This is a genomic window from Caballeronia sp. TF1N1, assembly GCF_022878925.1.
Lineage (GTDB): Bacteria > Pseudomonadota > Gammaproteobacteria > Burkholderiales > Burkholderiaceae > Caballeronia.
In genome coordinates this window covers 1,100,619-1,127,530 of the sequence record NZ_CP084627.1, presented here as the reverse complement: position 1 = coordinate 1,127,530, position 26,912 = coordinate 1,100,619, and the positions used below count along the sequence as shown (strand labels likewise).

The following is a 26,912-nucleotide window of genomic DNA, read 5'->3' as shown; positions in this document are numbered from 1 at the left end:
GTCGCGTGAAATCCGATGGAGCATTCCTACTACAAGCTCTTGCATCTTCTGTCGAGCCATCCCGAATGGACGCTCGTGGTAGTGCTGCTTGCGTCGTTTCTGGAGTCGCTCGCATTCATTGGCACCTTCATTCCGGGCAGCACGGCCATGTTCATCGCGGGCGCGCTCGTCGGAACCGGCGCGCTCAATCTCGGCTGGGTGATGGTCTGCGCGGTCGTCGGCGCCATTGCGGGCGACGCGGTCAGCTTCTGGTTCGGCAAGCGCTATGCAACGAGCATCGCGCAGATGTGGCCGTTTCGGGCACATCCCGGCGCACTCGTCGCCGGCCGAAGATATTTCGACAAACACGGCGCGAAGAGCGTGGTGCTCGCGCGTTTCGTCGGACCGATGCGCGCGGTGGTGCCGGTCGTCGCTGGCGTCGCGGGCATGACGCCCGCGCGCTTTCTGGCCGTCAACATCATTTCCGCGCTGATCTGGGCGCCGCTGCACATCCTGCCGGGCGTGGTCTTCGGAGCTTCGATCGAACTGGCGGGCGCGGTATCGATCCGGCTCGTGGTGATCCTCGTCATCCTCGCGGCGCTTGCGTGGCTTGTGTTCAATCTCGCGCGCGTGGTGATTTCGCATGCGAAGGAATGGACGTTCGCCTCGCGCGACATGTTGCTTGCGACCTGCCAGCAACGCCGTGGTCTGGCCGCGCGGATGCTCGCACGCGCGCTCGATCCGGGCAATCCTGCGACCGGGCTCATCGTGATGATTTCCGCGCTGCTGCTCGTCTCGGCGGTCGCGTTCTTCTACGTGCTGTCGGGCGTGGCGCGCGGCAGTTCGCTCGTGCAGGTGGATACCTCCATCTTCCGGCTGTTGCAGTCGTTCCGTTCGACCTGGGCCGATTCCATCCTCGATGCCGCCGCCACGCTCGGCAGCACGCCGACGCTCGCCGCGCTCGCCGTGACGGTCGTCGTGTGGATGGTGTTCGAGCGGCGCTGGCGCACGGTCACGTACTGGCTCGTCGCCGTCGTGTTTTCGCAAGTGCTGGTGCTCGCGATCCGCTTCACCGCGCGCGATCCGATGCTCGTCACGCTCGCGCCCGCCGACCATTCTTTTCTGAGCAGTCACGTCTCGGCCACGGTCGTGATCTACGGCTTTCTCGCGTTCTTGCTGCTGCGGCGCGTCGGCACCATTTCGGGTGTGTTGATCGCGACGGCGACATCGGCGATCGTCACGGCCGTCGCGCTCGCCGGGTTGTACTTCGGCCGCTTCACCATTTCCGCCGTGCTCGGCAGCGTCGCGCTCGCGGCCATCTGGGTGTTCCTGATCGCGCTCACGGCGGTGTGGCGTAATCCCGGAAAACCGAAGCCGCGTCCGTGGATGCCGTTCGCGGTGCTGGCCGTCATCTGCGCAAGCGTGGCGTTGCAGTTGAGCGATTCATCCGAGGCGCACAGCGCGCCGCCCGTCACGGTCGTCATCACGCCGATTCAATGGACCGATACCTTCTGGCGCACGTTCTCGTGCTACCGGTCGGCCATGGATGGCGACCGTCGCGAGCCGATCACCGTGCAATGGGCGGCCACGCCCGCGCAGATTCGCGCGCAACTGACGAGCCGCGGCTGGACCGAGGTGTCGGGTGTGTCGGTGAAGAGCGTGATGTCGGTGGTGTCGCCCAACGCACCGGCGGTCGCCTTGCCCGCGCTGCCGCGTCTGAACAACGGCGAGCCGTCGAAGCTCGTGTTCACGCGATCCCATCTCGGCCCGCAGGAGCGCGACGTCCTGCGTTTTTGGCCCACGAACTACGCGCTAGGCATGGGCGCCCGCGCGCAGCCCATGCCGATCTGGCTCGGGTCCGTGGTCCATGAGCGCATCAGGCGACCGACCTGGCCGTTCAACGTGCTGCGCCCGGACTTGCGTGGCGACCCGATGGCGTTCGACCGTGGCGCGAGTTCGCCGTGGGGCGGCATTGAAATTGCGAATAGCGCGGGGTGCGGCGGCATTCCCGTGATGCTCGTCGAATCGCGGGCCGATTGAGCGCGTCCGGCCGCGAGACCACAGACCACAACGAACCGAGGAAGACGCGTGATTCAGATACCGCCATCGGCGATTGCGCAGTGGGGCGGGGCGGCGGTGTTCGCCAATGTGCTGCTGACGCGGCTCGGTGTGCCGCTGCCTTCCGCGCCGTTGCTGCTGTTCGCGGGAACGGCTGTCGCGAACGGGCGGCTCTCGTTCGTCTCCGTGCTGGTGGCTGCCGTGGCGGGCGCGCTCATCGGCGACGGTGTGTGGTTTGCGGCGGGACGCATCCACGGGCGCAAGCTCATTGCCGCGCTTTCGCGTCGCTCCTATGCGATCGACAACGGCATGCGTACGACCGGCGCTCTTTTCGAGCGGCATGGCGCGCCTATCGTCGCGGTATCGAAGTTCATACCGGGACTCGGACTCGTCACGCCGCCCTTGATGGGTACGACGCAAATCGCCGTGCCCGCGTTCTTTCTTTGGGATACGGGTGGGATCGTCGCGTGGGCTGCGTTCTGGCTGCTGGGCGGCGCGCTCTTTCAGCGGCAACTGCAATGGACGCTGATGGAGTTGCATCTGCACGGCGCGACGGTGATCGACCTGCTGGTGGTGCTCGCGCTGATCTTCTTCGCGTACCGTCTGTTACGCCGCAAGCCGCCGCATCAGCCTAGCGACAAGAGCGGTTAATGGCCGGTGCGCCGGCACGTATGCGAATTACGCATCACCGCTATAATCGCGGCGCGCCTGGTCGAAGTGTTGTCAGCGTGCTGAGTTTCTCCGCAGGAAGGCATTCGTATCCGGTGGTACGGCCGGGCTTCAAACCCGGTTGGGGATGTCAGACATTCCCAGGTCGGTTCGACTCCGGCTGCCTTCCGCCAATGCCTTTCCTCGCGCCTCTTTGGGTGCCGTTAGCGACGCTCGTACGACAACGTCGCCGGATCGCTGTTTCTGAAAACCGCGAACCACGGATCGACGAGGCCTCCGCCAACCGGAACGACGACGTCGCATTTCTTCGTGCGCGTGTCGCATCGGCGCAATTCGCCTGTCGTCTCCGCTGCGCTCCCAGAGATCGGAATGTACAGCTTTCCTTCGGGACCGAAGATCAGTGCCTGCGCGGATGCTCGCGGTTTATCGAAGTCGGATAGCGGCAAGGAGTCGACGACTTTCCCGCTCCTCACGTCGAACTTCAGAATGCGGTCGACGTTGTTCTTATCCAGCGGATCGGCGCTGCTGGTGGTATCGCGAAAACTCGTGACCCAAAGGTAGCCCTTGTCGTCGAACACCAAGCCTTCTGGCCGATGGAATCCGAACTTCAAGCCCTGACTTTGCACCGATGCATTGGTCGCAATCACCTTGTCCAGTTTATGGGTGTAGGGATTGAAGCGAAGGATGTACGCGAGCAGCGATAAGGGGTCCGTCGGCGCTACCGCAGGACAGCCGCGCGCCGCGACATACAGCATGCCGTCCGGCCCGAACACGACGCCACGCGGATAGAAACCCGCCGAGAATCCGACACGGTCCAGCGTGCGAACGAACGCGCCCGATTCGCTGTATTCCCGCACATCGCCTTCGTCCACCTTCGTGCAGGTTTGCCCGCTCTTGATGACGTTCGCGACGTAGTAATGGTCCGGCTGATAACCGTAATGCCAGTCGCGCGTGCCGCCGCCGAAAACGATGCCCTGCGGCGCATAAGGTACGTTTCGCGATTTTGGATTCACGAGGTACTGCTCGAACATGCCTGTGCGCCCATTAAGCTTGATGACGTCGCCGCTCGCCGCGGGATCTTCGCTGAAGTTTTGAATGCTGGCGATCAAGGAGGCGTCGTTGAAGATGATGCCCATGACGCCGTTCAACTCGGCACCGAAGGTAGAAGATGCGAAAACGCGCACGGCTCCGGTACGGAGGTCGACCTGCTTGATGGTGTCATCGTTTGTGTCATTCGGGTCGCCGATATCGCCGACGAAGATGCTCTCGCTTCTGTTGCCGCCTCCTCGCGAGAACGAGTCATCGGCTTGCGCCCAATGCGTCGTGAACATGCCGCCCGCGACGGCCGCACCCAAAAGGAATGAACGAAGAATCTTCGACGCGAATACCGCTCTTGCGTGCCGCGTCTCACTTGAGACCGGGAAAGCTGGTTTCATTGCCGCCTCCATGGATGAACTTGATGTGTTCCTCGTATGCGCCACGGTCCGATCGCGCATCTGTGTCGCGACATGTGTGTACGGCCGTGGCTTTCATCGACGTCGCGTGCGGCGTCTGGTCTTGCTGAATTGCGCGGACAAAAGGAGAGGCGTGCTCGTGTCCGTCGAGCAGCATGAATTCGTTTGGAGTCTGAAATATACCGAACGGTCGGATGCGCGCTTGCTTTCTGGCGCGCGCTGGGACGCTGGCGATGACCTGACTTAGCATAGTCGGAACGAAGCGGAATGCAAGGCAATGACAAGACGCTCGTCGGATGCGTCCGGTGGGTTTCGAGTACAGCCGATTCAGCGCGAATCTTCGAGCCATGTGGAATTCACAATTCAGACTTGCTTTGACCTCTGTATAGATTTTGGCTAACATCCAAGCACTTGGTGTGTTCGTTTCGGGTTTCTGCAGTTCTTGTCCGCGCTTAAAAGTGCATATGCACTTTAACCGGCCAACCCGGAACGGACGTGCTTAACCACGAAACAGGAGAGGCATCATGGGACAGCAACGAATTTTGGTTACGGCAGCGGCGGGCAAGACGGGCGTGCATACCGTTCAGAACCTCCTCGACAGCGGACATGCAGTCCGCGCGCTCGTGCGAACAGTGGATGCGCGCAGCGAGGCGCTTCGGCAGGCCGGGGCGGAAGTCGTCGTCGGAGACTTGCTCTCGCACGACGACGCCATTCGTGCGACGGATGGCGTCTCTGCCGCGTATCTCTGTTTTCCCGTGCGTCCGGGCTTCATCCAGGCGACCGCGTATTTCGCCGATGCAGCGCGTCGCAACGGACTCGATGTCGTCGTCAACATGTCGCAAATCTCCGCGCGAGAAGATTCGAAGAGCCACGCCGCGCGCGACCATTGGATTGCCGAGAGAGTGCTCGACTGGTCGGGCGTGCCGACGGTGCATATCCGTCCGACGTTTTTCTCCGAGTGGATGGTTTTTCCGTGGGTGCGCGATACGATCGTGCAGGACGGCAAGATTGCGCTGCCATTCGGCAACGGACGTCACGCGCCGATTGCCGCCGAAGATCAGGCGCGCTTCATCGCGACAGTGCTCGCGAACCCCGCAGGTCATATCGGCAAGACGTACGAGCTTTGCGGTCCCATCGAGCTGAGTCAGAAGGAAATTGCCGAGAAGATCGGCGCGGTGCTCGATCGCAAAGTCGTCTACGACCCGATGACGCTCGACGCTTATCGCGAGCATCTGAGCCAATACAAGTTGCCCGAATTCATGATCCAGCATTTCATCGAAGTGGCGGTGGACTATCAGAACGGCGTGTTCGAAGGGCGCAACGAGATCATCGGCCGGGTCACCGGGAAGGCGCCGCAGACCGTCGAGGAGTTTGTAGAAGCCAATCGGGCTGCGTTCGAAAAGCGCGGCATTTAAGGCGCGTGCTCTGTAGCGTTGCCGTGGCGCGTTAGCGTAAGAGCGCGTCATCGGCTCGCTTCAGCATCACGGACGTGCGCCGTTTCCAGATGTTCTCTGCATTCACGCGTTGGCAATTCGCTCGTCGCATGCGTTCCAACTCGCAGCGGCCTTTGGGTTCGCTGGCTCGTTTGCCTGCAGAGCACGAACCGCGTCGTCCGTTGCCGTGTACCGCCGAATAGCCTGAATTTGCAACTGATCGAAATTGTTATCGGCCGATTGGCAGGGCAACGAATATGCGTCTTGCTAAATGACAGACGCATTTAGGACGTTTAACAAAGTATCTTGCACGCAGCTTGGTTACGATTGAGGTTCCGCTTGCTTTCGAAGCCCGAGCCTGCCGGCTTCGGTTGTCGATAGCTTGAGTATCTGGCGACAGCATATCTTCTGAAAGCGGACTGTCGCCCCACATAACCAAAAAAGGTTTGAAATGATCAAGATCGATCGCATTGCACTGGCACAATCGAATATCGCTGGCGGCGCTGTTAAGCAGGACACCGGCTCGTGCTCGCCGAGCACGCCCGCCTCTCCGACGCAAACGGGCACTGCCAGTTCCGTCATCATCGTCAACGGTCAGACGGTCATCAGTCAAAGCGTCACGTTTTAACGAACGCTGCGGCTGACAGTCGACAAAGGCGGATCGCACGATCCGCCTTCCTTCGAGTGTGTAACTGCCGTTCAACCTGCCTGCGCGGGTTGTACGCTGTCTTTCTGCCTGCGCTGCAGTTCCTGCGTCGTCTCGCCTTGACCGTTCGGCAACCAACCCGGCGGGCGAAGCACGAAGGAGACAGCATCCGAAACGCGCTTTGCACCGGCCATGTCTTTTGCAAGGCTCACCCAGTGCTCCGTCTCCACGACGATCGGGTTATGCGAAGTGGTCGGCGTTGTCAGGCCGTAGCGGCAGGGTTCATCGGCGCGTTCCTCCACGTAAGTGCCGAACAGCCGGTCGAAGATAATCAGCACACCGCCGAAGTTGGCATCGAGGTAAGTGGCATTCGAAGCATGATGAACTCGGTGTGAAGAAGGCGTGTTGAACACGTATTCGAGCCAGCCGAGCTTGGGTATCCACGTAGCGTGCAACCAGAACTGATAGAGCAGATTGATGGACACGACGGCTATCACCACTTCCGGTTTCACGCCGAGCCACGATAGCGGCGTGAAGAAGATGGCTGAGCCCGTGAGCTTGGTGGTCCAGCCGAGCCGATAAGCGGATGACAACGTCAACTGGTTCGGCGAGTGATGAACCGCGTGGCTCGCCCAGAAGAAGCGCACCGTATGCGCGATGCGGTGATACCAGTAGTAGCAGAACTCCTGGCCAATGAAGAGCAGGAAGATCGTCAGCAAGTCGTTGGTCGCGACGGTATGAATACGGTGTTCCCACGCGAAATGAAACACAGGCGTTGCTAGCGAGAGCGGCAAAAACGCGAGCAGCTTTCGGCCGATCAGATCGGCGAGCGAAATCCAGAACTCGTGCCAGTCAAACGCGCGGTCGGTGCCTTTGTACTTGCCATGCAGCACGAACGCTTCGGTCATCGATGCAACAAGCACGATGGCCATCATGTACGTCGTGATTTTGCCGATCAATTCCATGATTTCACTCGGTTCCAGTGGGTTGCGAATGAAGTCACTTTAGCGATCGACTTCGTTGAAAACCATGCAGAAGTTATTTCGCGGGATGTCACGTCAACGACCTGCACCGGGCCTGCCGAAAAATCGAATTTAGATGCGCTTGCCTTTGGACAGCCGTCTGAATGTTGCGTCGCTACAAATTTTCCATGCGGTTAATGATAACGAATCGCATTTACCCTATAATGCCGGCGACAATAGAACAGACCGAACGTGCATGAGCCTTTCGGCGTTCGCCAAAATAATCCCGCCCGGATTCCCCTTGCCCTGGGACGGTAACCGACCATCACCGACGTTCTTCCGATTCATGCCCGTGTTCCGTTCGAATTCCGCGCAGGCCTTGCCTGCCAAGGCGCTTGTTCATCGCGCCGCTATCGTTGCCGCTATCGCCGTCGTGTTTTCCGTGTCGGCCCAAGCTCAAACTGCCGACGCTCCATCCAGCACCGATAACAGTGCTTCTTCCGCCAATACTTTGCCTGCGGTCAAGGTTCAGGCTTCGAAAGAAGCGTTGCCCGGTTCGCTCGAACCGACTTATGCAGGCGGCCAAGTCGCGCGCGGCGCAAGTTTTGGCGTGCTCGGCCAGCAGAAGATGCTCGACGTGCCGTTCAGCATGACGACTTACACGTCCAAGCTGATCGAAGATCAACAAGCGCGCACTATCGGCGACGTGCTGATGAACGACCCGTCCGTGCGCACGTCTTACGGCTTCGGCAACTTCGCCGAGACCTACGTCATTCGCGGCTTCCAGTTGCAGGGCGACGACGTGTCGCTCAACGGTCTCTATGGCATCACGCCGCGCCAGCTCGTCGCGACCGACGCGCTCGAACGCGTCGATGTCTTCAAGGGCGCAAATGCGTTTCTGAATGGCGCATCGCCGGGCGGTTCGGCGGTGGGCGGCGGTTTGAATCTGCAATTGAAGCGCGCCGACGACAAGCCGCTTACGCGCGTGACGGTGGAGGAAACCGCTTCGGGCGATTTCGGCGCGCATGTCGACGTGGGTCGCCGTTTCGGCAGCGAAGGGCAGTTCGGTATTCGCGTGAACCAGGCGAATCACGACGGCGAGACGAGTATCGACGGCGAACATCGGCGCGACAATACGACGGCCGTGTCGCTCGACTGGCGCGGCGAAAAGCTGCGTCTCTACGGCGATTTTCTGTATCAGCGCCAGCGCGTGAACGGCGGCCGGCCGACGGTCAACGACTCGGCGAACTACATCCCCGAGCCGCCCTCGGCCACGTATAACTATGCGCAGACGTGGAGCTATTCATCGCTCGAAGATACCGTCGGCATCCTGCGCGCGGAATACGATTTTCTGCCTGGCTGGACGGCTTACGTGACGGGCGGCACGCGTCACACCAACGAGCACGGCGAGTATTCGTCGCCCACGGTGAGCGCGACTGGCGTGACGGCCACGCGTCTCGGCGTGCCGCACCAGGAGGACAACACGTCGGCGGAAGCGGGTGTGCACGGTCATTTCAACACGGGACCGGTGTCGCATTTCGTGGCGGCGGGCGCGTCGATCGTACGGACGGATTCCCAATCGGCCTACACGCTTTCCGGTTCGTTCCCGACGAGTCTGTATGACACGCCGCAAGTCGGCTATCCGGCTAACGCGTTCACGGGCGGCAATCTGCAAGATCCGCAGACCACCGCGCTGAATCTGCTGCGCAGCATTTCCGTGTCGGATACGCTCGGCTTCCTGAACGATCGCGTGCTCTTCACCATCGGCGCGCGGCACCAGGAATTGCTGTCGAATTCTTACTCGTACACCGGAGCGCAGACGGCGAACTATAACCAGTCCATCACGACGCCGGTCTTCGGCCTGGTCGTGAAGCCGTGGGAAAACGTGGCGCTGTTCGCGAATCGCAGCGAAGCGCTGACCATCGGCGACACGGCGCCCAACACCGCGCTCAACTTCGGGCAGCAACTCGCGCCCGAGAAGTCGAAGCAATATGAAGTCGGCGCGAAGTACGACAACGGCAAGTACGGCGCGTCGCTCGCGCTATTCCAGATCGAAAAGCCGATGACCTACACCAACACCGCGGGCTTCTTCGTCGCGGACGGTGACGAGCGCCATCGCGGCGTGGAGGCATCGGTGTACGGCGAGCCGGTAAAGGGCGTGCGCCTGATCGCGGGCGCGACTTACATCAACGCGACGCAGCAGGACACGGGCACGGCCGTGACCAACGGTAACAAGCCGATCGGCGTGCCGACCATGATGTTCAACCTGAACGCGGAATACGATGTGCCGATGCTGAACGGCCTCACGCTGACGGCGCGCTGGATACACACGGGGTCGCAGTATCTGAACGTGAACAACACGTTGTCGATCCCGGCGTGGGATACCTTCGACCTCGGCGCGCGCTACTCGACGGCGGTTTTCGGCCGTCCGACGACCTTCCGCGCAAGCGTGCTCAATGTGGCGAACAAGTCTTATTGGTCGTCGACGAGCGGCGGGTATTTGCTGCAAGGCGCGCCGCGCACGGTGCTGTTGTCGGTGACGACGGACTTCTGATGTTCACGTAAAAACGCCGCCGGTTCGCAATGGGACCGGCGGCGTTTTCGTCTGCGCGATGCACGTCAGGCAATCAGGCGTTCAGGCACTTATGCAGCGAAACCCGGCGTAGACGTACTGGTAATGCCCTTGAAACCAGTTGCGAAAACTCGGTCTCAACATGCATGCCGCGGTACGCGGTGAGCCGCCCTTCATGATGAAGTGCTTGCCGTCGAAGAAATTGGCCGAATAGCCGAGATAGAACGGGAAGGGCTCGAAGCCTTCGAGCGGCCCGAAGACCGTCGAGGTCCATTCCCAGCCATTGCCAAACTGGCCTTCGACGCCAAAGCCGCTGCGATTCTCCGGATACGCCTGCACGGGTGAGGGGTCCCAGCGCCGGAAGTCGAAGTTGCCTTCCACTTCGTGCGGCGCGCCCTCCGCCGCGCGCTGCCATTGCGCCTCGCTCGGCAGCGCCTTGCCGGCCCAGCGCGCATAGGCGTTCGCCTCGGCATAACTCACGTACACCGGCCAGTCGAGCGGCAGCTCGATTTCCTCGAACATCGTGCGCAGTCGCCAGCCATCGGAGCTGTCGCTTTCGGCGGGAATCCAGAAGGCCGGATGCGCCACGCGTTGCTCCTCCTTCCACGCCCAGTCGGCATCGGTCCAATAGGCACGATTCCAATAGCCGCCGGCATCGATGAAGCGCAAATAGTCGCCGTTCGTCACCATGTGACGGTCGATCTCGAACGCAGGCACGTCCACGCGAACCTGGCCGAACTCGTTGTCCCAACCGAACATGCCGCCTTGGCGCGTCAGCCCGAGTGTCGCCGTTCCGGCCGGCACGCTCACCGTCTCGTGGGAAAGTTCACGTTCGGAGTTTCGCTGCGAAATCGCATTCGCCGGCGCGATTTTTCTATCGACTGGCAATTGATGCAGCATGTAGGCAAGCGTTTCGGCGTGCATCAGCCGATGTTCGATTGCGACCTCCAGCAACTGCGCGGGTGATTCGTCGGCGGAAAGCGGCCGTGCGGCGATGGTCACCGGATCGAATTGCGCGTCGATATCCGCGCGCACGCGGTCGCGATACGCCCGCACTTCGGCGAGCGTGGGCCAGTCGGCGGGCTGATCGGTGGGCAAGCCGCCATCGACCGGATCGATGCCGAAAGCAAAGAGTTGGTCGTAGGCAGGATTGAAGTCCGGCAGGTCGAAGAGCCGTTTGTCGAGCAGATTACGGTCGAAGGCTTCGAGATGCCCGATGTAGAAAACGATGCGATGCCGTTCGGCAATCGGCCGGTCGTAAAGATGCTCCGGCTTGACGATATCGAACAATTCGTCGGTCACGCGACGCGCCTCGGCGAGCCGGTCGAGCAACGGGTGACGCAGGGAAGGTTCGCGATTCATGTCGCCCAATCTCCGTGGCTTGGCCAATCAGAAAGATTAAAGCGTAGCGAACCGCGTGCCAACTGAAAAATCCACGCGGTTTATGCGCGTTTTGGCTAACAATCGCGGCGCAAGGCGCGCCGCGCAAGGCTTGACGTCAGATGCTGCGCAGGCGTTCGAAATCGTTGATGCGAATAGATTTGCCCTTCGCTTCGATGAGGCCGAGCTTGTCGAAACGCGAGAGCGTGCGGCTCACGGTTTCAAGCGTCATGCCGAGATAGCTGCCGATATCGTCCCGCGTCATGCGCAACGTGAACTCCGCCGTGGCATACCCCCGCTTGGCGAGCCGCATGGACAGATCGAGCAGCAAGCGCGCAACGCGCTCTTCGGCGCGCAGCAGGCCGAGTTGCAGGACATGATCCGCCTCGCGATTGATAGCCTGTCCGAGCATGCGAAGCATCCGCTTTTGCAGGGTGTCGGTTTCGCGGCACATGCGCTCGAAAAGCGCATACGGAATGACACACACGGAACTGTCTTCGAGCGCGATTGCGTCGCAGGCATGCTCGCCTTCGCCGATACCGTCGAGCCCGAGCGCGTCGCCCGCCAGCAAGAGGCCCGTGACCTGTTCGCGTCCGCCTTCGCGGATGACCACGGTCTTGATCGACCCCGAGCGCAACGCGAACAGCGAATCGAACGGAGTGCCCGCACGGTAGAGCGCTTCGCCACGCCGCACCGAACGCGTAACCGAGATCACATGTTCGAGCTTGGCGATGTCACGAGCGTTCAGGCCTTCGGGCATGCAGAGATGGCGCATGGCGCAGGTCGAGCACTGAGCCAGATTGCGCCGCGAGGGAAAAATGTCGGACATGGCGACCGCTTTTGTTGATGGATGACAAAAACCATTGTCCCATCGCGGGATTGTTAACCCTGGCGACAAAATGCCGCGCATCCGTTTGCGCTAGTCCGTGGTCAGGCGCTCTCGTCGCCTTCCGCGCTGGCTGCCGAGGGAATTAGCAAAACGGGCAGCGTGGCTTGCCGCAGGCATCGCTCCGCAACGCTGCCAAGAAGCAGGCGCTGAAAGCCTTTGCGTCCGTGCGTGCCCATGATCAGCACATCGGCGTTGAAGTCGACGGCGGCCTTGGTGATAAGCATCGCAATGTCGTCGCTCGCGGTGGCCTCGACGGTCACGACCTGCCCTTCGATGCCGCGTTGCCTGAGCGCGTCCGCCGCCTGTCGAGCAAGGTCGGAGCCTTCCTCCGCCAGCGTTTTCTGCAACTGGCTCGGATCGTAGCCGGGCACGTCGAAATACACGGCCCCGCTCTCGACGACGTAATACGGCTGCACGACGGCCTGATGCGTGACAGCGAGATCGAGCGCGATTTCGAAGGCGCGCTGTGAAGTCCGGCTTCCGTCGATGGCGACGACAATGCGTTTGAACATGACGTTTTCCTCTTTCCCGGTCGATGTTTCACCGTGGATTGCACGGCGAGAAGGCGCTTCCAGCATAGCGCGCGAGTAGTCCGAAGACGTGCGGTTAATTTTGCGCTGAGTCGATCTGCCGCAAGCTAACCCGTACAATTCGTCTTTCTGACATCAGCGCCCGCTTAAAAATTCCACGGGCGTTCCTCCGACTCGTTTTCCCCAGCCCGCCGCATGACCGAAACACAGCCGCCAGCACTCGCCTTCAAAACCGCGCTTTACGCGATGCTCGGCATCGGACTCGTCAACATGCTCGTGGCGCTCGATCAGACCGTGGTGAGCACCGCGCTGCCGTCTATCGTCGCGGAACTGCACGGCTTCGAGTATTACGCGTGGATCGCGAGCGCGTATCTGCTGGCGTCGGTGGTGACGGTGCCCGTGTTCGGACGTCTCGGCGATTACTTCGGCCGCAAGCGTTTCGTGATCGCCGCGGTGATCACGTTCACCGTGGCGTCGGTGCTGTGCGGACTTGCGCCGGACATGCTGTTTCTCGCGCTTGCGCGCGGCTTGCAGGGCGTGGGCGGCGGCATGATGGTCGGCACCGCGTTCGCCGCGATCCCCGATCTCTTCCCCGATCCGCGTGCCCGCGTGCGCTGGCAGGTGGTGCTGGCGGCGGCATACGGCATAGGCACGGCGGCGGGGCCGTCGCTCGGCGGCTGGATGAGTCAGCACTGGGGCTGGCGCTCGACCTTTCTCGTGAACTTGCCGGTCGGCGCGCTGGCGCTGTACTTCATCTGGGCGCATTTGCCGAATCTGCATCGGCCGCGTGAAGGCGGCGTGAAGATCGACTGGCCCGGCGCCGTGCTCGTCGCGCTCGTGCTCGGCGGTTTTCAGGCGTTGATCGAGGCACTGCCGAAAGGCGGACTGTCGGCTGGCAATCTCGCGCTCGGCGGCGCGGTGATCGTGGGCGCGGCGGCGCTTCTGATCTGCGAGCGGCGCGCGACGCATCCGATCATCCCGCTCGATATTTTTCGTGAGCCACAACTCGTCACGTTGTTCACGCTGTCGTTCCTCGCCGGCTTCGTCATGTTCTCGCTGATCTTCTTCGCGCCGCTTTTGCTGCAGGGCGGCTTCGGCCTTTCGCCGCAGGAGGCGGGGTTGCTCGCCACGCCGATTGCCGCGTGCATTGCGCTTGGCAGCTTCATCAACACGCGTATCGTCATTCATTTGCGCAAGCCGACGATGATCCTCACCATCGGCTTCACGCTGCTGATGCTGGCGTCGGTGGCGCTTGCCTTCGCGCAGGAAACGACGCCCTATTTGTATATCGAGCTGCCGATGGGCGCGGTCGGCATTGGTTTGGGCTTCGTGCTCAACAACATGAACATCTTCGGGCAGGAGATCGCGGGGCGCGAGCGTTTCGGCATCACGACGGCGCTCTTGCAGTCCACACGCATGGTCGGCGGGATGCTCGGAACGAGTATCGTCGGGACGATCGTCGCGCATCATTACGCGAGCGTGGTTTCGCGCACGATCAGCGTTCTGGGTACGAGCGCGGCGTCGCAGTGGCGGCCGCGTTTTATCGACCCGCGCATTCTCGTCGATGAAGCGTTGCGCGACACACTGCTGTCCGAACTGCGCACGGCCGGGCTCGATGCTCCCGCGCTCTTCGATGCCGCCCGCGACGCGCTCGTGCAGTCCATTCACATTGGCGTGATGTTGACCGCAGTGGCCGCGCTGGTGGCGGCGTTGCTCGTGCGGCGGATTTCGCATATCACTTTTCGGCGGGCTGGGGCTTCGGCGAAAGACGCGGCGTAAGGCGCGGCGGTCAGGCTGAACGGCTGCCGCGCTCGAAGTACGATCGGTTGCGCCTTCCACGGTTTGGTACCTTTCTGGCGCCAGTGTGCTAGCTTTTCGACGCGATCACCGCAGCTACGACACGCGTCGCTCATGCATTCGCGGAACGCTTCCCTCGCGTCGCCGGTCACTGGAATCAAGACGCGCAGCGCCGCATGCGGCACGCTTACTGCGCCCGTTCGTCGACACGTTCATTGCCGCGCGCCCTCGGATTTAATGAAAGAAGGCGCATCCGGCCTCATCGATACAAGGAGCTGACATGAAGATCACCGGCGAAATGCTGATCGGCGCATCGGCCGTACGAGGCACCGACGCCACGCTGCGCGCCTTCGATCCCGCACGCGACATCGAACTCGAACCCGTCTTCGGCGGTGGCGGCGACGCCGAAGTCGCGCGTGCCTGCGAACTCGCGGATGCCGCATTCGACGCGTATCGTCTCGCGCCGCTGGAAACCCGCGCGCAGTTTCTCGAAGCGATCGCGGACAACATCATCGCGCTCGGCGATACGCTGATCGACCGTGCGCACGCGGAATCCGCGTTGCCGAAGGCGCGAATCGAAGGCGAACGCGCGCGCACGGTCGGACAACTGCGGCTCTTCGCGTCGCTCGTGCGTGAAGGCCGATGGCTTGCCGCCACGCTCGATTCCGCCCAACCCGACAGAAAGCCGTTGCCGCGCTCCGATCTGCGTTTGCAAAAGATTCCGGTCGGTCCGGTTGCCGTGTTCGGCGCTAGCAATTTTCCGCTGGCGTTCTCGGTCGCGGGCGGCGACACGGCGTCGGCGCTCGCGGCGGGCTGTCCTGTCGTCGTCAAGTCGCATCCGGCTCATCTCGGCACGTCCGAACTCGTGGCACGCGCGATCCAGAAAGCCGTTGCCGACAGTGGCCTGCCCGAAGGCGTGTTCTCGCTGGTGGTCGGCGCGGGCAATGCCATCGGCGAGGCGCTGGTGGCGCATCCCGCGATCAAATCGGTTGGTTTCACGGGCTCGCGCCGCGGCGGCCTCGCGCTCGTGAACATCGCGGCGAAGCGCCCCGAGCCGATTCCCGTTTTCGCCGAAATGAGCAGCGTGAATCCGGTCTTCGCTTTGCCGGGCGCGCTCGCCAAGCGCGGCGATACGCTCGCTTCGGGCTATATCGATTCGGTGACATTGGGCGTCGGCCAGTTTTGTACGAATCCCGGCCTTGTGATCGCGCTGGCGGATTCCGATCTCGACGATTTCATCGATCACGCAGCGGCCGCGCTCGAAAAGAAGGGCACGCAGACAATGCTGACCGCGGGCATCGCCGACGCCTACGCGAACGGCGTGAAGGAACGCGACGCGACGGGCGCGGAACGCATTGCAACGGGCAAGCAGGAAGGTGGCGCAGGTGGCAAGGGCGGCGCGTTGCCGGCGCTGTATCGCGTGACGGCGGAGCAGTTCTTGACCGTGCCGCAGCTCGCCGACGAAATTTTCGGGCCCACGTCGATCATCGTCGTGTGTCAGGGCGAGGACGAGATGATCGACGTCGCGCGTCGTTTGGAAGGCCAGTTGACCGCGACCTTGCTGATGGACAACGACGACATCGATCTCGCGCGCCGGCTCATGCCCGTGCTCGAACGCAAAGTGGGCCGCATTTTGGCGAACGGCTTTCCGACCGGCGTCGAGGTGTCGTACGCGATGGTGCACGGCGGCCCGTACCCGGCGACTTCCGACAGCCGTGCGACTTCGGTCGGCGCGATGGCGATCGAACGGTTTCTGCGGCCGGTGTGCTATCAGGATTTGCCGGCAGCGCTCTTGCCCGAATCGCTTGCCGATGACAACCCGCTCAATCTCTGGCGCCTTCGCGATGGCGAGCTGGGACCGAATTGATCCACTTGAGCCAAACCGAGGAGACCCCAAGCATGACAAGCAACGAGCGCCGCTATCCCGACCCTGCCGTCCGCGTGCTGGACCCGCGCTTCAATGCGTTGAGGCTGGCATCGGCGTCGGTGGAATGTCTGTATCAGGGCGCGCGATGGTCGGAAGGCCCGGTCTGGTTCGGCGATGGCCGCTATCTGCTGTGGAGCGACATTCCGAACAACCGCATCCTGCGCTGGGACGAAGAAAGCGGGCAGGTCGGCGAATTCCGCAAGCCGTCGAATAATGCGAACGGCAACACGCGCGATCGCGAAGGGCGGCTCGTCACGTGCGAGCATCTCACCCGGCGCGTGACGCGCACCGAGTACGACGGTTCGATCACCGTGCTCGCGAATCAATACCAGGGCAAGCCGCTCAATTCGCCGAACGATGTGGTCGTGAAGTCGGACGGCTCGATCTGGTTCAGCGATCCGCCTTTCGGCATCGACGGCTATTACGAAGGCGAAAAGCAGACGGCGCAATTAAAGCCTGCGGTGTATCGCGTCGACGGCCAAAGCGGCGAGGTCACGCTCGTGTTCGATGGCTTCATCGGGCCGAACGGGCTGGCTTTTTCGCCCGATGAGTCGGTGCTGTATGTCGTCGAATCGCGTTCGTCGCCACGCACGATTCACGCGTTCGATGTGCTCGACGACGGCCGGAAGCTAGGCGAACCGCGCCTCGTCATCGACGCCGCACGCGGTACGCCGGATGGCTTTCGCGTGGATATCCACGGCAATCTTTGGTGTGGCTGGGGTATGGGCGACGCGGAACTAGACGGCGTGCGCGTCTTCACGCCGCAAGGCGAGGCGATCGGACATATCGATTTGCCGGAGCGTTGCGCGAACGTGTGTTTTGGGGGAAGGCATCGCAACCGGCTGTTCATGGCGGCAAGTCACGGCCTGTACGCGCTTTATGTGAATACGCAGGGCGCAAAAGGCGGTTAAGCCATTCAGAATGCGCCGTGTGGAAGCGCGGCGCGTTCAAGCCGATGCTTTCTTAAAATCTGAACGTGTCCCGGCACCGAGCGCAGGGCCTACGCGATTCAGGCTGTAGCGCGCGGCGGCATCCGCGAGACGAGATAGAGCGATGCCGCGAGCTTGCATACCAGTGCCGCACCGCAAATGACCGCGCCGGTCGGCAACGCATGCCATTGCAGGGCGATGGTCGGCGCCACGAACATGACGGACACGAAGCCGAGCGCGACAGTCATCCAGCGCGCCCACTGCAGCCGCGCGGCGACGCACAGATAAAGCAAGCCGACAAGCAAGCGCGAGACAATCGATGCAGCGAGCGGATGACTCGCCGCATCGCCGGGAAATCCAATCGCGATAGCTAGCGCAAGCTCGGCCCATGACAGCGCGTACGCCGCGCCAAGGCACACGAGCGCGGATCTGAAGCGCTGTCCGGCCGCCGTGCGCGGCTCAGGAGGACGCGTGTGGTCAGTTGGGACGGATGCGGCGGTGTTGCTCGCGTAGCTTTCGTAGGCTTCGATCGTGGCCATTTGTTCTTCCCCTTGGTCGCGCTTTAGTCGATTAACGCGGTATCCGCGCTGTCGTTCTCATACCTGTTCACAGGCGTTTTTTCGCTGTATGACCTTAGCATACGGTGTGCCTGAGCGATCATCGTTCGTCGGAGGAACACGCGTTGCTCGCTGAACATCAGCTTTCACCACGACAGGAGCCGAACATGAGCAACCAGAAAGAGCAGAATCCTCACTCCGAGCGCGACGAGGAAGACGTCGACAAAGCCGTGGAAGATACTTTCCCGGCAAGCGACCCGCCAGCAACCGGCGGCGTCACGCGTATCGAGCCGGATGAAGAGAAAGATCAGAAGAAATGAAAAAAGCCACGCTTCGCGCGTGGCTTTTAGTGGCGTCACGCCAGCGTGGCGTCGCGCTACGTTACGACTTGTCGATTTCGAAAAGCCGCGAAGGCCGCATGTGATTCAGGGCGTAATGCTTACGGCCACGCAAGGTGTTGCCATGTGCATCGCGGCTCACGTAAACCTGATTTTCCTCGACGGCGCGAATGCTTGGCGGCACCATCCCGCGGTCGATCACGCGATAACCGTGATCTAGCGCCAGCAATATTCCGTTGCGACCTGGCCGGCTGTCGAATCCGCCAAAGCCGTCGCCTTGCTCGGCGACATGGTTGGCATGCGTCGCGTTCGAATTGATGACGGCATCCGGATCGGTGGCCTGCATCTGCTCATAGCGCTTCGCCTGGATGTTCTTGCCATCGGCATCGACGGTGTCGTCGAGGGTCTCGTCGTTGGCGACGTCGATGCCGCGCGGCCGCGATTCCGGCGTGCCGAGCGGTCCGATATTGCGGTCGGCCTGGCCCGCGCTTTCCTGCTTCGCGCCCGCGCCCGCGCCCGCGCCTGCATGCGCCTCGCGGCCGGACTCGGCCTTCTTTGCATCGCTCATGTTCACGCGCGCAGTCTCCGCGCTCGGCGTCTTGATCGGGCTGTCGGCGGCGCGATCGGCTTGCTTATCTTGGGACTCGTTGGATTCGGCGTTATTCATTTCCTGCTCCTTGGGAACTGGCTAAACCGTTTTTCTTCACGCAAGACTCGTTCCGGAAATTTGGCGACGGAACTCCAGCCCTTGCAGGCGGGACACTCAATCCTCATCGAATTTTTAAGGCTTTTTTTTCAATGCCAAGCGGATTTCCTGCAAGTATTATTTGGAACCTGCTGGCAGCAAAGCGCGAATGCGGGACGCGAGCAACAAGGAGGGCGTGTCCAGTACGGCTGCTGGTTGAGCAAGTCATACGAACGAGCAGGGCACTTCACACAGGTGACTCATGCAACAAGATGCAGCCTTTTCACATCGAGGCTATCTACTCAACTGTGCGCCAGCCAGGACGGGGGATGGCAATTATCAGCCGTACGTCGTGATTTCGCGATCCAGCGACGGCGAGCTCGTTGCGAACCGATTCTTCCCTGCGGACTTGCGATTTCGCAACGAGGGGGAAGCCATCGCGCACGGCCGCGATTGGGCCGTCCGATGGATTGACGCAAGTCACGTTACCGTTTAATCCGCGGGCCGTACACGCAGCACGCTTGCGCAAAACCGTTTACGCTTAGCGTTCATCCGCCGCCACTGCGCGGCCTCCGAACGCCAGCCCAGAAGACATGCAGAACAAGTCCTTACCCGAGCAGGCAGCGCCATCCGATTCTTCCACTCACGCGCCCCACGAATGGGGCTTGTCGCGCATCGTCGCCGACTTACGCCAATCGCGCGAGGAACTGCATCGCACGCGGCATCCGCTTGGCATACGTGAGTTGCCTTCGCGCGAGGCGATCGTGAGGATCGTCAACGGCCTGCGCTCCGCGCTCTTTCCCACGCACTACGGCGCGCCCGATCTGACCGATGAAAGCGTCGACTACTATGTCGGCCAGACGCTGGAAACTACCCTGCGTCTCTTGCATGAGCAGATTCGCCGCGCGCTGCGCTTCTTGCCCGAGCATCGTGAGACGGGCGAAGCGGAGGTCACGGCGCAAGCGTTCGCCATTGCGCGCGAGTTCGGCTCGCAGTTGCCGGAGATTCGCGCGCTGCTCGTCAGCGACATTCAGGCTGCCTTCACGGGCGACCCCGCCGCGCAGCACATCACCGAGATTCTGCTGTGCTATCCCGGCATCTGGGCGATGACGCATCACCGGCTCGCGCATGCGTTGCATCGGTTGGGCGTGCCGCTGCTCGCGCGCTTTATCAATGAGATCGCGCATTCGCTGACGGGTATCGACATTCATCCGGGCGCGACCATCGGGCCGAGCTTCTTCATCGATCACGGCACAGGCGTGGTGATCGGCGAAACGGCCGTGATCGGCCGGCATGTGCGCGTGTATCAGGCCGTGACGCTGGGCGCAAAGAGCTTTCCGTCCAGCAGCGACGGCGTGCTCGTGAAAGGCAACGCGCGGCATCCGGTTGTCGAGGACGATGTCGTGATCTACGCGGGCGCGACCATTCTCGGGCGCGTGGTCATCGGCAAGGGCTCGGTAATCGGCGGCAACGTTTGGCTCACGCACAGCGTGCCGCCGGGCAGCAGCGTTTCGCAGGGCAAGATCCGCGAAGGCAGCGGCGCCGATTCACCGAGCAACGGTTACGGCGCTTGATAGCTCTAAGTGTTCGAGACGTTGAACACGCTTTGAGTGCCGACGATAGACAAGAACTCACGCCGCGTCGATGGGTCGTCGCGGAACGAGCCGAGCATGCGCGACGTAACCATCGACACACCCGCCTTGTGCACGCCGCGCGTCGACATGCATTGATGCGCGGCTTCCAGAATCACGCCGACACCGAGCGGTTGCAGCACTTCGTTGAGCGTATCGGCAATCTGCGCGGTCATCTTCTCTTGAATCTGAAGGCGCTTGGCGAAGGCGTCGACCAGACGCGCGAGCTTGGAAATGCCGACCACGCGTTCTCGGGGCAGATACGCGACGTGCGCCCGCCCGATGATCGGCACCATGTGATGCTCGCAATAGCTCTCGAAGCGGATGTCCTTCAGGACGATCATCTCGTCGTAGCCCTGCACTTCGGAGAAAGTGCGGGCAAGGATTTCATGCGGGTCTTGCTGATAGCCGGCGAAGAACTCTTCATACGACCGCACGACACGCGCCGGGGTGTCGAGCAGGCCTTCGCGACGCGGATCGTCGCCCGCCCAGCGCAAGAGAACGCGCACGGCGGCTTCGGCTTCCTCGCGGGACGGACGATCGGCCGGTTTAGCGTGGATGTCCGAATCGGAAAAATGGGTTTTGCGCGGGGCGCTCATTATTAGCTCCTTTCACATCGAAAGTGCGGATAGCACCCCTGTATTGTTCCATGTTTTCGGACCCTATCAGGGGTCAGGTCTTTCCTCCACCGTCGATGCCTGAGCCCGTCCGCCAGACTTGCTTGCCGTCTTCGGTGAGCGTGCCGCTACTGTTGTCTTTGTCAGGCTCGGTGCCCGGTTCGGCCAGATGGCCGCCCGGTTGCTCCTGCGCGGGCTGCTTCTCGCCCTTGCGCTGCTCGATGCGCTCCTCTTGCGAACGTCCCGCGTAATTGTTGCTGCCTGCATTAGTCATGGCGCTTCTCCTCGATTAAGTTACGACCAGAAGCGCGCAAGAGCTATACCTAAGCGGGTTTGTTTTCCGCGCCGCCAACCACCATCCACGACACGCCAAACTTGTCCTGCACCATGCCGAAGCGCTTGGCGAAGAACGTCTGCGTGAGCGGCATCTGCACCTGTCCGCCGTCCGATAGTGCGTGGAAGAACTTTTCGGCTTCCTGCTCGTCTTCCGTAGAAATGGACAGCGACACGCCCTGGAAATTCGGCTTGCCGCTGCACATGCCGTCGGACGCCATCAGCATGGACTGGCCCACGGTGAAGGCCACATGCATGACCTTGTCTTCCGATCCGGGCGGCATGCCGCAACCGCTCGCGGCCTCGTTGCCGCTGCCGGATTTGCCGGCGTCAGGGTTGTCGCGAAAGCGCATCATCATCAGCACTTGTGCGCCGAGACTCTCGCGATAAAACGTGATCGCTTCTTCGCAGCGGCCTTCGAAGAACAAATAGGGTTGCACTTGCATGTCTGCTCCTTGAGTAATGCGTGAGTTGCCAGGTGAATTACTGGGACTCGTCGGGGTCCATGTCCATTGTCAATGGCACCGACGCGTGTTCGTGCACAACGCGCCAGTCGCCGTCGATTCTTCTGAAGCACACGGTTGCACGCACGATGTCGTCGCGCCCGCCCGCGGCCACGCGATTCACCGCATGCGCGAAGGCGAGATCGCCGCTCACCGCCACGTGCAGATCGCGCACCTCGAACACGAGCGGGCCGCTGATGCTGTCGAACCAGGGCTGCCAATGCTCGCGATACAGCTCGACGCCTTTGAAGGATGCGGGCGGCACGACATCGAACACGACGACATCCGTCGCGTAATGAGTCACGAGCGCAGCCGCGTCTTTTGCAAGCACGGCCTGACGCCACGATTCCGTGAGTTCACGGATGCGTGCTTCATCTTGCGCACGTTCGTTCTTGACGACCATGACCTTCTCCTCGATGACGTTGAACCTGAGTCGTGACAATGCAACGACACAGCCTTTGTTTCAGGCGATATTTTTGTTTGTGTACACCGTCCACAAAAAATAGCAGAGATAATGGACAGTGTCCACATAGGTAAAGCCTCGCTTATAAAAATGACAAAAGCCAAGCCGCGCAGCACGTATCGACATGGCGATTTGCGCCGCGCAATGATCGATGCCGGCATTGCGCTCGCACGCGACGGCGGGCCGGACGCCATCGTGCTGCGCGAAGTCACGCGGCGCGCGGGCGTGGTGCCGAACGCCGCGTATCGTCACTTCGGAAGTAGACAGGAGTTGTTGACGGCCGTGCGTTCCGCGGCGTTATCGGCGGTCGCGCAAGCAATGGAGGAAGAACTCGCCGCGCGGCCGAAAAAGCGCAAGCGTGCCGATGCCGCGAAGGCGGGGCTACGCGCGGTCGGCGTGGGTTATCTGCGTTTCGCGCAGACCGAGACGGGTCTCTTTCGCACCGCGTTCACCGCGCCGCCAACCGAGTGGGGCGAGCATGAAGCCTCGTATGGCGTGGGGCCGGGCGGGCTCGATCCCTTTCAGTTGTTGAGCCGCGCCCTCGATGAGATGGTGGATGCCGGCGCGCTCGATCCGTCAAGCCGGCCAGAAGCCGAGTATCTCGCGTGGAGCGCGGTGCATGGCTTCGCGCTCTTGCTGATCGAAGGGCCGTTGCAGGGATTGCCCGGCAAAGCCATCGAACCGCTTGCCGAGCGCTTGCTCACGATGGTGGAGAACGGTTTGTAATCGCCATGAAAAAAGGCCGCGAGAGAATCGCGGCCCTTGGCAGAAGCGAACGCTGGTTACACTCGTTCTATTTTTCCCGACGCAGGCTCGACCACGCTGAACAACAGCAACAGACAAAGCAGCGAGGTCCCGAGCATGTAAAGGAACACACTGGTCCAGCTATAGCTGTCGAGCAGGAAGCCCACCGCGAGCGGTGCGCACGCGCCGCCTATCTGCCCGAGCGAATTGACGATACCGAATGCAGTCGGATACGTCGCCTTGCTTGCAAGTCCCATGGGATACGCCGAGTATCCCGCGAAGCCGATGCCGAGCATGAGGCCCGAGAGAATCAACGCCGCGCCGAGATAGACCACGCTGTCCGGCGCGTCGATGAGCGCGAACATCATGAGCATGGTGCCGAGCGCGCCGAGCATCATCATCGGCTTGCGGCGGCCGCCGAGCAGACGGTCGGAGATCAGGCCGCCGAGCATGTTGCCCGCCACCGCGCCGATGAACGGCGCCGAAGCCAGAAAACCCATCTTTACCGAGGCAAAGCCCTTCACGGTGACGAGATACGTGGGGATCCACGAGATGAAGATGTTGCTGATGCCGATCATGCAGCCATAGCCCAGCGCAATGCCGAAGATATTCCACGAGCGGAACACTTGCCCGACCGTTTCCAGCGGCGCCACGCGCTTCGTGCGATTGATGCCGTCGAGCCAGGGCATGGGCTCCATTTCGCCACGGCGCACAAGCTTGCCGGTCGAGCCATCGGTGGCGGATTCATCGAGAATATAGCGGCGTTCCGCGGGCGAGCAGAAGCGGTTTTCGCTCGGCGAATTCGTGACGAGAAACATCCATGCGACGGCAAAGAGAATGCCCGGAATGGCGAACACATAAAAGATTTCGCGCCAGCCCCAAAGCTGGATCACGATGATGCACACCGAAGGCACGATCAACGGTCCGAGCTTCGATGCGGCGATCCAGAGTCCTGCTGCCGTGCCTTTTTCGCGCGTCGGGAACCAGCGGTTGATGACGTTCGTGCAGCCAATGCCGAGCGGCCCTTCCGACAGCCCCAGACCCACGCGATACGTCATCAGAAGCAATACCGAGGACGTCGTTCCCATCAAGCCCGTGAAGACCGATGTCAGCAGCATGAAGACGGAAAACAGAATGCCCGTGGTGCGTTCACTGAGCCGTTTGTAGAGCAGGCCAACCGGAATCTGCACGAAACCGTAAGCGAAGGAAAAGAGACTGACGATCATCCCCGCTTCCGAATTGGAGATGTGATATTCCTTCTTGAGATACGGCAAAGCGAAGCCGAAGTTGGCGCGGTCCGCGCACGCTATGGCCCAGATGCAGAAGATCAGGCCCATCACTACCCAGCGATGGCTGGTTCGTTTCTCCGCGATCGGTTCTGCTTTCGCCGCGCCCGCGACGCTGTCGGCATTGTTCATTCGTCTTCCTCCGGTTCATACGGCTTCAGCGCTTCGACGCCTTTTCCGCGCGATGCTGCAACAGATGAATTTCAGCGCGCGTTGCCGCCGAGATAGACCGACTGGGTGGAATGCGATGCAGAAGGGGAAAAGAAGCGGCGTGTTTTCAAGCTGTGTCTCCGATCTGTATGCAAGGCTTTTTTATGGTGTTCCTGCCGGTGAACCCATTGTCGGGGTGGTGATTTTGGGCGTCCAATCTTTTATTGCTATTACCTGATTCCCGGATTGAATCGATCGAGCGATACCTTTGAGAGCACGCCAATAACGGTATCAGTTGATAGCGCTTTGGGATTGGACGCGCCATGCAAAAGGCGACATGATCCGTCGACATCGCGGCCTGGCGCATGGCAGGCGAGACACGACCCAAAGGAGCCACCCAATTGAAGCCGACGAAGCCGAGCATTCTGCAACTGAACCCCATCCTCGTTCCCGCGATCAACGAGACGCTGGAGTCGCTCTACATCATGCATCGTCTCTTTCAGGTGGACGATAAGGACGCGTATATCCGCGAGCATGGCGCTGCGATCGAAGGCGTCATCACGGGCGGCCATACGGGCATCTCCAACGATCTCGTCGACAAACTGCCCGCGCTCAAGGTGATCGCGGTCAATGGCGTGGGCACCGATGCCGTCGATCTCGCGTACGCCCGTTCGCGCGGCATTCCGGTCACAGCCACCTTCGGCGCCTTGACCGAGGACGTCGCGGATCTCGCCATTGGCCTGATTCTCACGGTGTTGCGTGAAATCTGTCCGGGCAACGACTTCGTGAAGGCCGGCAAGTGGCCTGAAAACCCGAGCCCCGCTGCGATTCCGCTGTCACGCCGTTTCAGCGGCAAGCGCGTGGGTATTGTAGGCATGGGCAAGGTCGGGCGCGCCATCGCCGTGCGCGCCGCGGCGTTCGGCTGTCCTGTCGCCTATACCGATGTACGCGCCATGGACGACATTGCGCATCGCTTTGTGCCCGACCTGCTGCAACTCGCGCGCGACAGCGACATCCTCGTGCTTGCCGCAGCCGCCGATAAAGCGCAAGGCATCGTCGATGCAGCCGTGTTGGACGCCCTGGGCCGCGACGGCTATCTCATCAACATCGCGCGCGGCAAGCTCGTGGTGGAAAGCGATCTCGTGCAGGCGTTGCAGGGCGGCGTGATCGCGGGCGCGGGTCTCGACGTATTCGTCGATGAACCCAACGTGCCCGCCGAACTCTTCGGCATGGACCGCGTGGTGTTGCAGGCGCATCGCGCGAGCGCGACGGTGGAATCGCGCACGGCCATGGGCGAGATGGTCCTGTCGAGCATCGCGCAGGCGCTTGCCGGGCAGCGTCCCGAAGGCAGCCTGACGACCTGATGCATGCACGGCCGTAAAGCAACGCAGGAGCCACTCGCGAGCCTCGACCTATAATGATCGGCTATTTCGTCAAAGTCGATTCCGCATGCTCGATCTCGGACAAGTGCGTTGCTTCGTCGCCGCCGCGACGGAACTGAACTTCAGGCGTGCGGCTGCGCTGCTCAACATGACGCAGCCGCCGCTTTCCAGGCAGATTCATCTGCTTGAAGAGAATCTCGGCGTCATGTTGTTCGAACGCGTTGGCCGCACGGTCAAACTGACGCCGGAAGGGCGTGTCTTCCTTGCCGATGCCGCGCGCCTCCTGAATCTCTCTGAGCAAGCGGAAAGCACGGTGCGGCGCGCGAGCAAGGGCAAGACGGGACGCGTGCGGCTCGGCTTCACGGGCGCAGCCGGCTACGAGTTGATTCCGCAACTGCTCGTCGCGGCCAAGCACGCGCTGCCCGATATCGATGTCGTCCTGCTCGAACTCGTTTCCGTCGCGCAGATCGAGGCCTTCGCGGCCAATACCATCGACCTCGGCTTTCTGCGGCCCTTGCCTTCGCGGCAACAGCTCGAATTTCTGCTCATCGACAAAGAGCCGCTGATCGTCGCGCTGCCCGCCGGTCACGAGCTATGCGCTTATGACGAGATCGCCCTGCCGCAACTCGATCAAGAGCCGTTCATCATGCACTCGCCGGTTCACGGCAAATACTTCTGCGACCGCATCATGGGCATGCTCGCGAGGGAAGAAGTGAACCCGCATTTCACGCAATATATCGACCAGACGCCCACCATTCTCTCGCTCGTGCGCGCGGGGCTTGGTCTTAGCATCCTGCCGGCGTCGGCGCAGCGCTTTCATTACGACAACGTCGAGTTCAGGCATATCGCCAACAATCACGTGCAGGCGGAAATGAGCATGGCATGGCGCGTGGATCAGGATAATCCCGCTGTGACGGCCTTCAGACTCATGGCCGCGGATCACTTCGCGAGCCGGGTGCAGGATTGATCGACGCTTGCGCCCCAAGCGCCCATGCGAG

26 protein-coding genes and 1 tRNA gene are annotated in these 26,912 nt (G+C 61.6%); 15 read left to right on the top strand and 12 right to left on the bottom strand.

Going from position 1 to position 26,912, the window contains the following annotated elements; all coding sequences use genetic code 11:
• Nucleotides 1-15: 15 nt before the first annotated feature.
• The 3 genes from LDZ28_RS19205 to LDZ28_RS19195 all read left to right on the top strand — a co-directional run bounded on the left by LDZ28_RS19205 (nt 16) and on the right by LDZ28_RS19195 (nt 2,879).
• Nucleotides 16-2,019, top strand: a complete 2,004-nt coding sequence (locus LDZ28_RS19205; protein ID WP_244828688.1) for a bifunctional DedA family/phosphatase PAP2 family protein — start codon at nt 16-18, stop codon at nt 2,017-2,019.
• Between the two features lie 48 nt (nt 2,020-2,067).
• Nucleotides 2,068-2,688 carry a DedA family protein gene (locus LDZ28_RS19200; RefSeq protein ID WP_244828687.1) on the top strand — a complete coding sequence of 207 codons (621 nt, stop codon included), beginning with the start codon at nt 2,068-2,070 and terminating at the stop codon, nt 2,686-2,688.
• 95 nt (nt 2,689-2,783) lie between these two features.
• A tRNA-Sec gene (locus tag LDZ28_RS19195) sits at nt 2,784-2,879 on the top strand.
• A gap of 30 nt (nt 2,880-2,909) precedes the next feature.
• Here LDZ28_RS19195 and LDZ28_RS19190 read toward each other — a convergent pair.
• Nucleotides 2,910-4,142 (bottom strand): hypothetical protein, encoded by a 1,233-nt coding sequence (locus tag LDZ28_RS19190; RefSeq protein WP_244828686.1) that lies wholly within the window; start codon nt 4,140-4,142, stop codon nt 2,910-2,912.
• 542 nt (nt 4,143-4,684) lie between these two features.
• Here LDZ28_RS19190 and LDZ28_RS19185 point away from each other — a divergent pair.
• Both LDZ28_RS19185 and LDZ28_RS19180 read left to right on the top strand, forming a co-directional pair.
• A complete protein-coding gene (locus LDZ28_RS19185; protein ID WP_244828685.1) occupies nt 4,685-5,575 on the top strand; it encodes an NAD(P)H-binding protein in 891 nt (296 codons plus the stop codon).
• Nucleotides 5,576-6,044: 469 nt separating this feature from the next.
• Nucleotides 6,045-6,221: a hypothetical protein gene (locus LDZ28_RS19180; protein ID WP_244828684.1), complete on the top strand. Its 177-nt coding sequence runs from the start codon at nt 6,045-6,047 to the stop codon at nt 6,219-6,221.
• Nucleotides 6,222-6,292: 71 nt separating this feature from the next.
• Here LDZ28_RS19180 and LDZ28_RS19175 read toward each other — a convergent pair whose 3' ends face one another.
• Nucleotides 6,293-7,204, bottom strand: coding sequence for a sterol desaturase family protein (locus LDZ28_RS19175; RefSeq protein WP_244828683.1), 912 nt, complete (start codon nt 7,202-7,204; stop codon nt 6,293-6,295).
• Between the two features lie 343 nt (nt 7,205-7,547).
• On the opposite strand from LDZ28_RS19175, the gene LDZ28_RS19170 reads away from it, so the two are divergent.
• On the top strand, nt 7,548-9,755 hold the full coding sequence (locus LDZ28_RS19170; protein WP_244828682.1) for a TonB-dependent siderophore receptor: 2,208 nt from the start codon (nt 7,548-7,550) through the stop codon (nt 9,753-9,755).
• Between the two features lie 81 nt (nt 9,756-9,836).
• Here the strand turns inward: LDZ28_RS19170 and LDZ28_RS19165 are convergent, their stop codons facing one another.
• The 3 genes from LDZ28_RS19165 to LDZ28_RS19155 all read right to left on the bottom strand — a co-directional run bounded on the left by LDZ28_RS19165 (nt 9,837) and on the right by LDZ28_RS19155 (nt 12,554).
• Entirely contained in the window at nt 9,837-11,135 is a 1,299-nt protein-coding gene (locus tag LDZ28_RS19165; protein ID WP_244828681.1) for an SUMF1/EgtB/PvdO family nonheme iron enzyme, read from the bottom strand.
• 136 nt (nt 11,136-11,271) lie between these two features.
• Entirely contained in the window at nt 11,272-11,982 is a 711-nt protein-coding gene (locus tag LDZ28_RS19160) for a helix-turn-helix domain-containing protein (protein WP_244828680.1), read from the bottom strand.
• Between the two features lie 101 nt (nt 11,983-12,083).
• Nucleotides 12,084-12,554 carry a universal stress protein gene (locus tag LDZ28_RS19155; RefSeq protein WP_244828679.1) on the bottom strand — a complete coding sequence of 157 codons (471 nt, stop codon included), beginning with the start codon at nt 12,552-12,554 and terminating at the stop codon, nt 12,084-12,086.
• A gap of 264 nt (nt 12,555-12,818) precedes the next feature.
• On the opposite strand from LDZ28_RS19155, the gene LDZ28_RS19150 reads away from it, so the two are divergent.
• The 3 genes from LDZ28_RS19150 (at nt 12,819) to LDZ28_RS19140 (ending at nt 17,207) form a co-directional block, all read left to right on the top strand.
• Complete coding sequence (locus LDZ28_RS19150) at nt 12,819-14,351, top strand: MFS transporter (RefSeq protein WP_244829721.1); 1,533 nt, start codon at nt 12,819-12,821, stop codon at nt 14,349-14,351.
• Between the two features lie 298 nt (nt 14,352-14,649).
• Entirely contained in the window at nt 14,650-16,236 is a 1,587-nt protein-coding gene (locus LDZ28_RS19145; protein WP_244828678.1) for an aldehyde dehydrogenase (NADP(+)), read from the top strand.
• 32 nt (nt 16,237-16,268) lie between these two features.
• A complete protein-coding gene (locus LDZ28_RS19140) occupies nt 16,269-17,207 on the top strand; it encodes an SMP-30/gluconolactonase/LRE family protein (protein ID WP_244828677.1) in 939 nt (312 codons plus the stop codon).
• A gap of 98 nt (nt 17,208-17,305) precedes the next feature.
• Here LDZ28_RS19140 and LDZ28_RS19135 read toward each other — a convergent pair whose 3' ends face one another.
• Nucleotides 17,306-17,764: a hypothetical protein gene (locus tag LDZ28_RS19135; protein WP_244828676.1), complete on the bottom strand. Its 459-nt coding sequence runs from the start codon at nt 17,762-17,764 to the stop codon at nt 17,306-17,308.
• A gap of 185 nt (nt 17,765-17,949) precedes the next feature.
• Between LDZ28_RS19135 and LDZ28_RS19130 the strand changes: the two genes are divergently transcribed.
• On the top strand, nt 17,950-18,102 hold the full coding sequence (locus LDZ28_RS19130) for a hypothetical protein (protein WP_244828674.1): 153 nt from the start codon (nt 17,950-17,952) through the stop codon (nt 18,100-18,102).
• A gap of 61 nt (nt 18,103-18,163) precedes the next feature.
• Here the strand turns inward: LDZ28_RS19130 and LDZ28_RS19125 are convergent, their stop codons facing one another.
• Nucleotides 18,164-18,787 carry a DUF3005 domain-containing protein gene (locus tag LDZ28_RS19125; protein WP_244828673.1) on the bottom strand — a complete coding sequence of 208 codons (624 nt, stop codon included), beginning with the start codon at nt 18,785-18,787 and terminating at the stop codon, nt 18,164-18,166.
• A 280-nt stretch (nt 18,788-19,067) separates the two neighbouring features.
• Between LDZ28_RS19125 and LDZ28_RS19120 the strand changes: the two genes are divergently transcribed.
• Both LDZ28_RS19120 and epsC read left to right on the top strand, forming a co-directional pair.
• Nucleotides 19,068-19,301, top strand: coding sequence for a hypothetical protein (locus LDZ28_RS19120; RefSeq protein WP_244828671.1), 234 nt, complete (start codon nt 19,068-19,070; stop codon nt 19,299-19,301).
• A 97-nt stretch (nt 19,302-19,398) separates the two neighbouring features.
• Nucleotides 19,399-20,379, top strand: coding sequence for a serine O-acetyltransferase EpsC (epsC, locus tag LDZ28_RS19115; protein ID WP_244828669.1), 981 nt, complete (start codon nt 19,399-19,401; stop codon nt 20,377-20,379).
• A gap of 5 nt (nt 20,380-20,384) precedes the next feature.
• On the opposite strand, the gene folE is transcribed toward epsC, so the two are convergent.
• The 4 genes from folE to LDZ28_RS19095 all read right to left on the bottom strand — a co-directional run bounded on the left by folE (nt 20,385) and on the right by LDZ28_RS19095 (nt 22,292).
• Nucleotides 20,385-21,035, bottom strand: coding sequence for a GTP cyclohydrolase I FolE (gene folE / locus LDZ28_RS19110; protein WP_244828667.1), 651 nt, complete (start codon nt 21,033-21,035; stop codon nt 20,385-20,387).
• 73 nt (nt 21,036-21,108) lie between these two features.
• Nucleotides 21,109-21,327: a hypothetical protein gene (locus LDZ28_RS19105; RefSeq protein ID WP_244828666.1), complete on the bottom strand. Its 219-nt coding sequence runs from the start codon at nt 21,325-21,327 to the stop codon at nt 21,109-21,111.
• Between the two features lie 49 nt (nt 21,328-21,376).
• Complete coding sequence (locus LDZ28_RS19100; RefSeq protein ID WP_244828659.1) at nt 21,377-21,832, bottom strand: VOC family protein; 456 nt, start codon at nt 21,830-21,832, stop codon at nt 21,377-21,379.
• Between the two features lie 37 nt (nt 21,833-21,869).
• Entirely contained in the window at nt 21,870-22,292 is a 423-nt protein-coding gene (locus tag LDZ28_RS19095) for a nuclear transport factor 2 family protein (protein ID WP_244828658.1), read from the bottom strand.
• Nucleotides 22,293-22,442: 150 nt separating this feature from the next.
• On the opposite strand from LDZ28_RS19095, the gene LDZ28_RS19090 reads away from it, so the two are divergent.
• Nucleotides 22,443-23,078: a TetR/AcrR family transcriptional regulator gene (locus LDZ28_RS19090; RefSeq protein ID WP_244828656.1), complete on the top strand. Its 636-nt coding sequence runs from the start codon at nt 22,443-22,445 to the stop codon at nt 23,076-23,078.
• Between the two features lie 56 nt (nt 23,079-23,134).
• Here the strand turns inward: LDZ28_RS19090 and LDZ28_RS19085 are convergent, their stop codons facing one another.
• On the bottom strand, nt 23,135-24,514 hold the full coding sequence (locus LDZ28_RS19085) for an MFS transporter (protein WP_244828654.1): 1,380 nt from the start codon (nt 24,512-24,514) through the stop codon (nt 23,135-23,137).
• A 419-nt stretch (nt 24,515-24,933) separates the two neighbouring features.
• Between LDZ28_RS19085 and LDZ28_RS19080 the strand changes: the two genes are divergently transcribed.
• Nucleotides 24,934-25,896, top strand: coding sequence for a 2-hydroxyacid dehydrogenase (locus LDZ28_RS19080; RefSeq protein ID WP_244828652.1), 963 nt, complete (start codon nt 24,934-24,936; stop codon nt 25,894-25,896).
• An 85-nt stretch (nt 25,897-25,981) separates the two neighbouring features.
• Nucleotides 25,982-26,881, top strand: coding sequence for a LysR family transcriptional regulator (locus LDZ28_RS19075; RefSeq protein ID WP_244828650.1), 900 nt, complete (start codon nt 25,982-25,984; stop codon nt 26,879-26,881).
• The last annotated feature ends 31 nt before the right edge of the window (nt 26,882-26,912 follow it).

What these genes read in the sequence shown, in the direction of transcription:
- LDZ28_RS19105 (WP_244828666.1), bottom strand. Translation starts at nt 21,327, where the DNA reads ATGACTAATGCAGGCAGCAACAATTACGCGGGACGTTCGCAAGAGGAG.
- LDZ28_RS19185 (WP_244828685.1), top strand. Translation starts at nt 4,685, where the DNA reads ATGGGACAGCAACGAATTTTGGTTACGGCAGCGGCGGGCAAGACGGGC.
- LDZ28_RS19175 (WP_244828683.1), bottom strand. Translation starts at nt 7,204, where the DNA reads ATGGAATTGATCGGCAAAATCACGACGTACATGATGGCCATCGTGCTT.
- LDZ28_RS19135 (WP_244828676.1), bottom strand. Translation starts at nt 17,764, where the DNA reads ATGGCCACGATCGAAGCCTACGAAAGCTACGCGAGCAACACCGCCGCA.
- epsC (WP_244828669.1), top strand. Translation starts at nt 19,399, where the DNA reads ATGCAGAACAAGTCCTTACCCGAGCAGGCAGCGCCATCCGATTCTTCC.
- LDZ28_RS19180 (WP_244828684.1), top strand. Translation starts at nt 6,045, where the DNA reads ATGATCAAGATCGATCGCATTGCACTGGCACAATCGAATATCGCTGGC.
- LDZ28_RS19205 (WP_244828688.1), top strand. Translation starts at nt 16, where the DNA reads ATGGAGCATTCCTACTACAAGCTCTTGCATCTTCTGTCGAGCCATCCC.
- LDZ28_RS19120 (WP_244828671.1), top strand. Translation starts at nt 19,068, where the DNA reads ATGCAACAAGATGCAGCCTTTTCACATCGAGGCTATCTACTCAACTGT.
- LDZ28_RS19150 (WP_244829721.1), top strand. Translation starts at nt 12,819, where the DNA reads ATGCTCGGCATCGGACTCGTCAACATGCTCGTGGCGCTCGATCAGACC.
- LDZ28_RS19095 (WP_244828658.1), bottom strand. Translation starts at nt 22,292, where the DNA reads ATGGTCGTCAAGAACGAACGTGCGCAAGATGAAGCACGCATCCGTGAA.
- LDZ28_RS19125 (WP_244828673.1), bottom strand. Translation starts at nt 18,787, where the DNA reads ATGAATAACGCCGAATCCAACGAGTCCCAAGATAAGCAAGCCGATCGC.
- LDZ28_RS19100 (WP_244828659.1), bottom strand. Translation starts at nt 21,832, where the DNA reads ATGCAAGTGCAACCCTATTTGTTCTTCGAAGGCCGCTGCGAAGAAGCG.
- LDZ28_RS19090 (WP_244828656.1), top strand. Translation starts at nt 22,443, where the DNA reads ATGACAAAAGCCAAGCCGCGCAGCACGTATCGACATGGCGATTTGCGC.
- LDZ28_RS19085 (WP_244828654.1), bottom strand. Translation starts at nt 24,514, where the DNA reads ATGAACAATGCCGACAGCGTCGCGGGCGCGGCGAAAGCAGAACCGATC.
- LDZ28_RS19075 (WP_244828650.1), top strand. Translation starts at nt 25,982, where the DNA reads ATGCTCGATCTCGGACAAGTGCGTTGCTTCGTCGCCGCCGCGACGGAA.
- LDZ28_RS19130 (WP_244828674.1), top strand. Translation starts at nt 17,950, where the DNA reads ATGAGCAACCAGAAAGAGCAGAATCCTCACTCCGAGCGCGACGAGGAA.
- folE (WP_244828667.1), bottom strand. Translation starts at nt 21,035, where the DNA reads ATGAGCGCCCCGCGCAAAACCCATTTTTCCGATTCGGACATCCACGCT.
- LDZ28_RS19155 (WP_244828679.1), bottom strand. Translation starts at nt 12,554, where the DNA reads ATGTTCAAACGCATTGTCGTCGCCATCGACGGAAGCCGGACTTCACAG.
- LDZ28_RS19145 (WP_244828678.1), top strand. Translation starts at nt 14,650, where the DNA reads ATGAAGATCACCGGCGAAATGCTGATCGGCGCATCGGCCGTACGAGGC.
- LDZ28_RS19170 (WP_244828682.1), top strand. Translation starts at nt 7,548, where the DNA reads ATGCCCGTGTTCCGTTCGAATTCCGCGCAGGCCTTGCCTGCCAAGGCG.
- LDZ28_RS19190 (WP_244828686.1), bottom strand. Translation starts at nt 4,142, where the DNA reads ATGAAACCAGCTTTCCCGGTCTCAAGTGAGACGCGGCACGCAAGAGCG.
- LDZ28_RS19165 (WP_244828681.1), bottom strand. Translation starts at nt 11,135, where the DNA reads ATGAATCGCGAACCTTCCCTGCGTCACCCGTTGCTCGACCGGCTCGCC.
- LDZ28_RS19140 (WP_244828677.1), top strand. Translation starts at nt 16,269, where the DNA reads ATGACAAGCAACGAGCGCCGCTATCCCGACCCTGCCGTCCGCGTGCTG.
- LDZ28_RS19160 (WP_244828680.1), bottom strand. Translation starts at nt 11,982, where the DNA reads ATGTCCGACATTTTTCCCTCGCGGCGCAATCTGGCTCAGTGCTCGACC.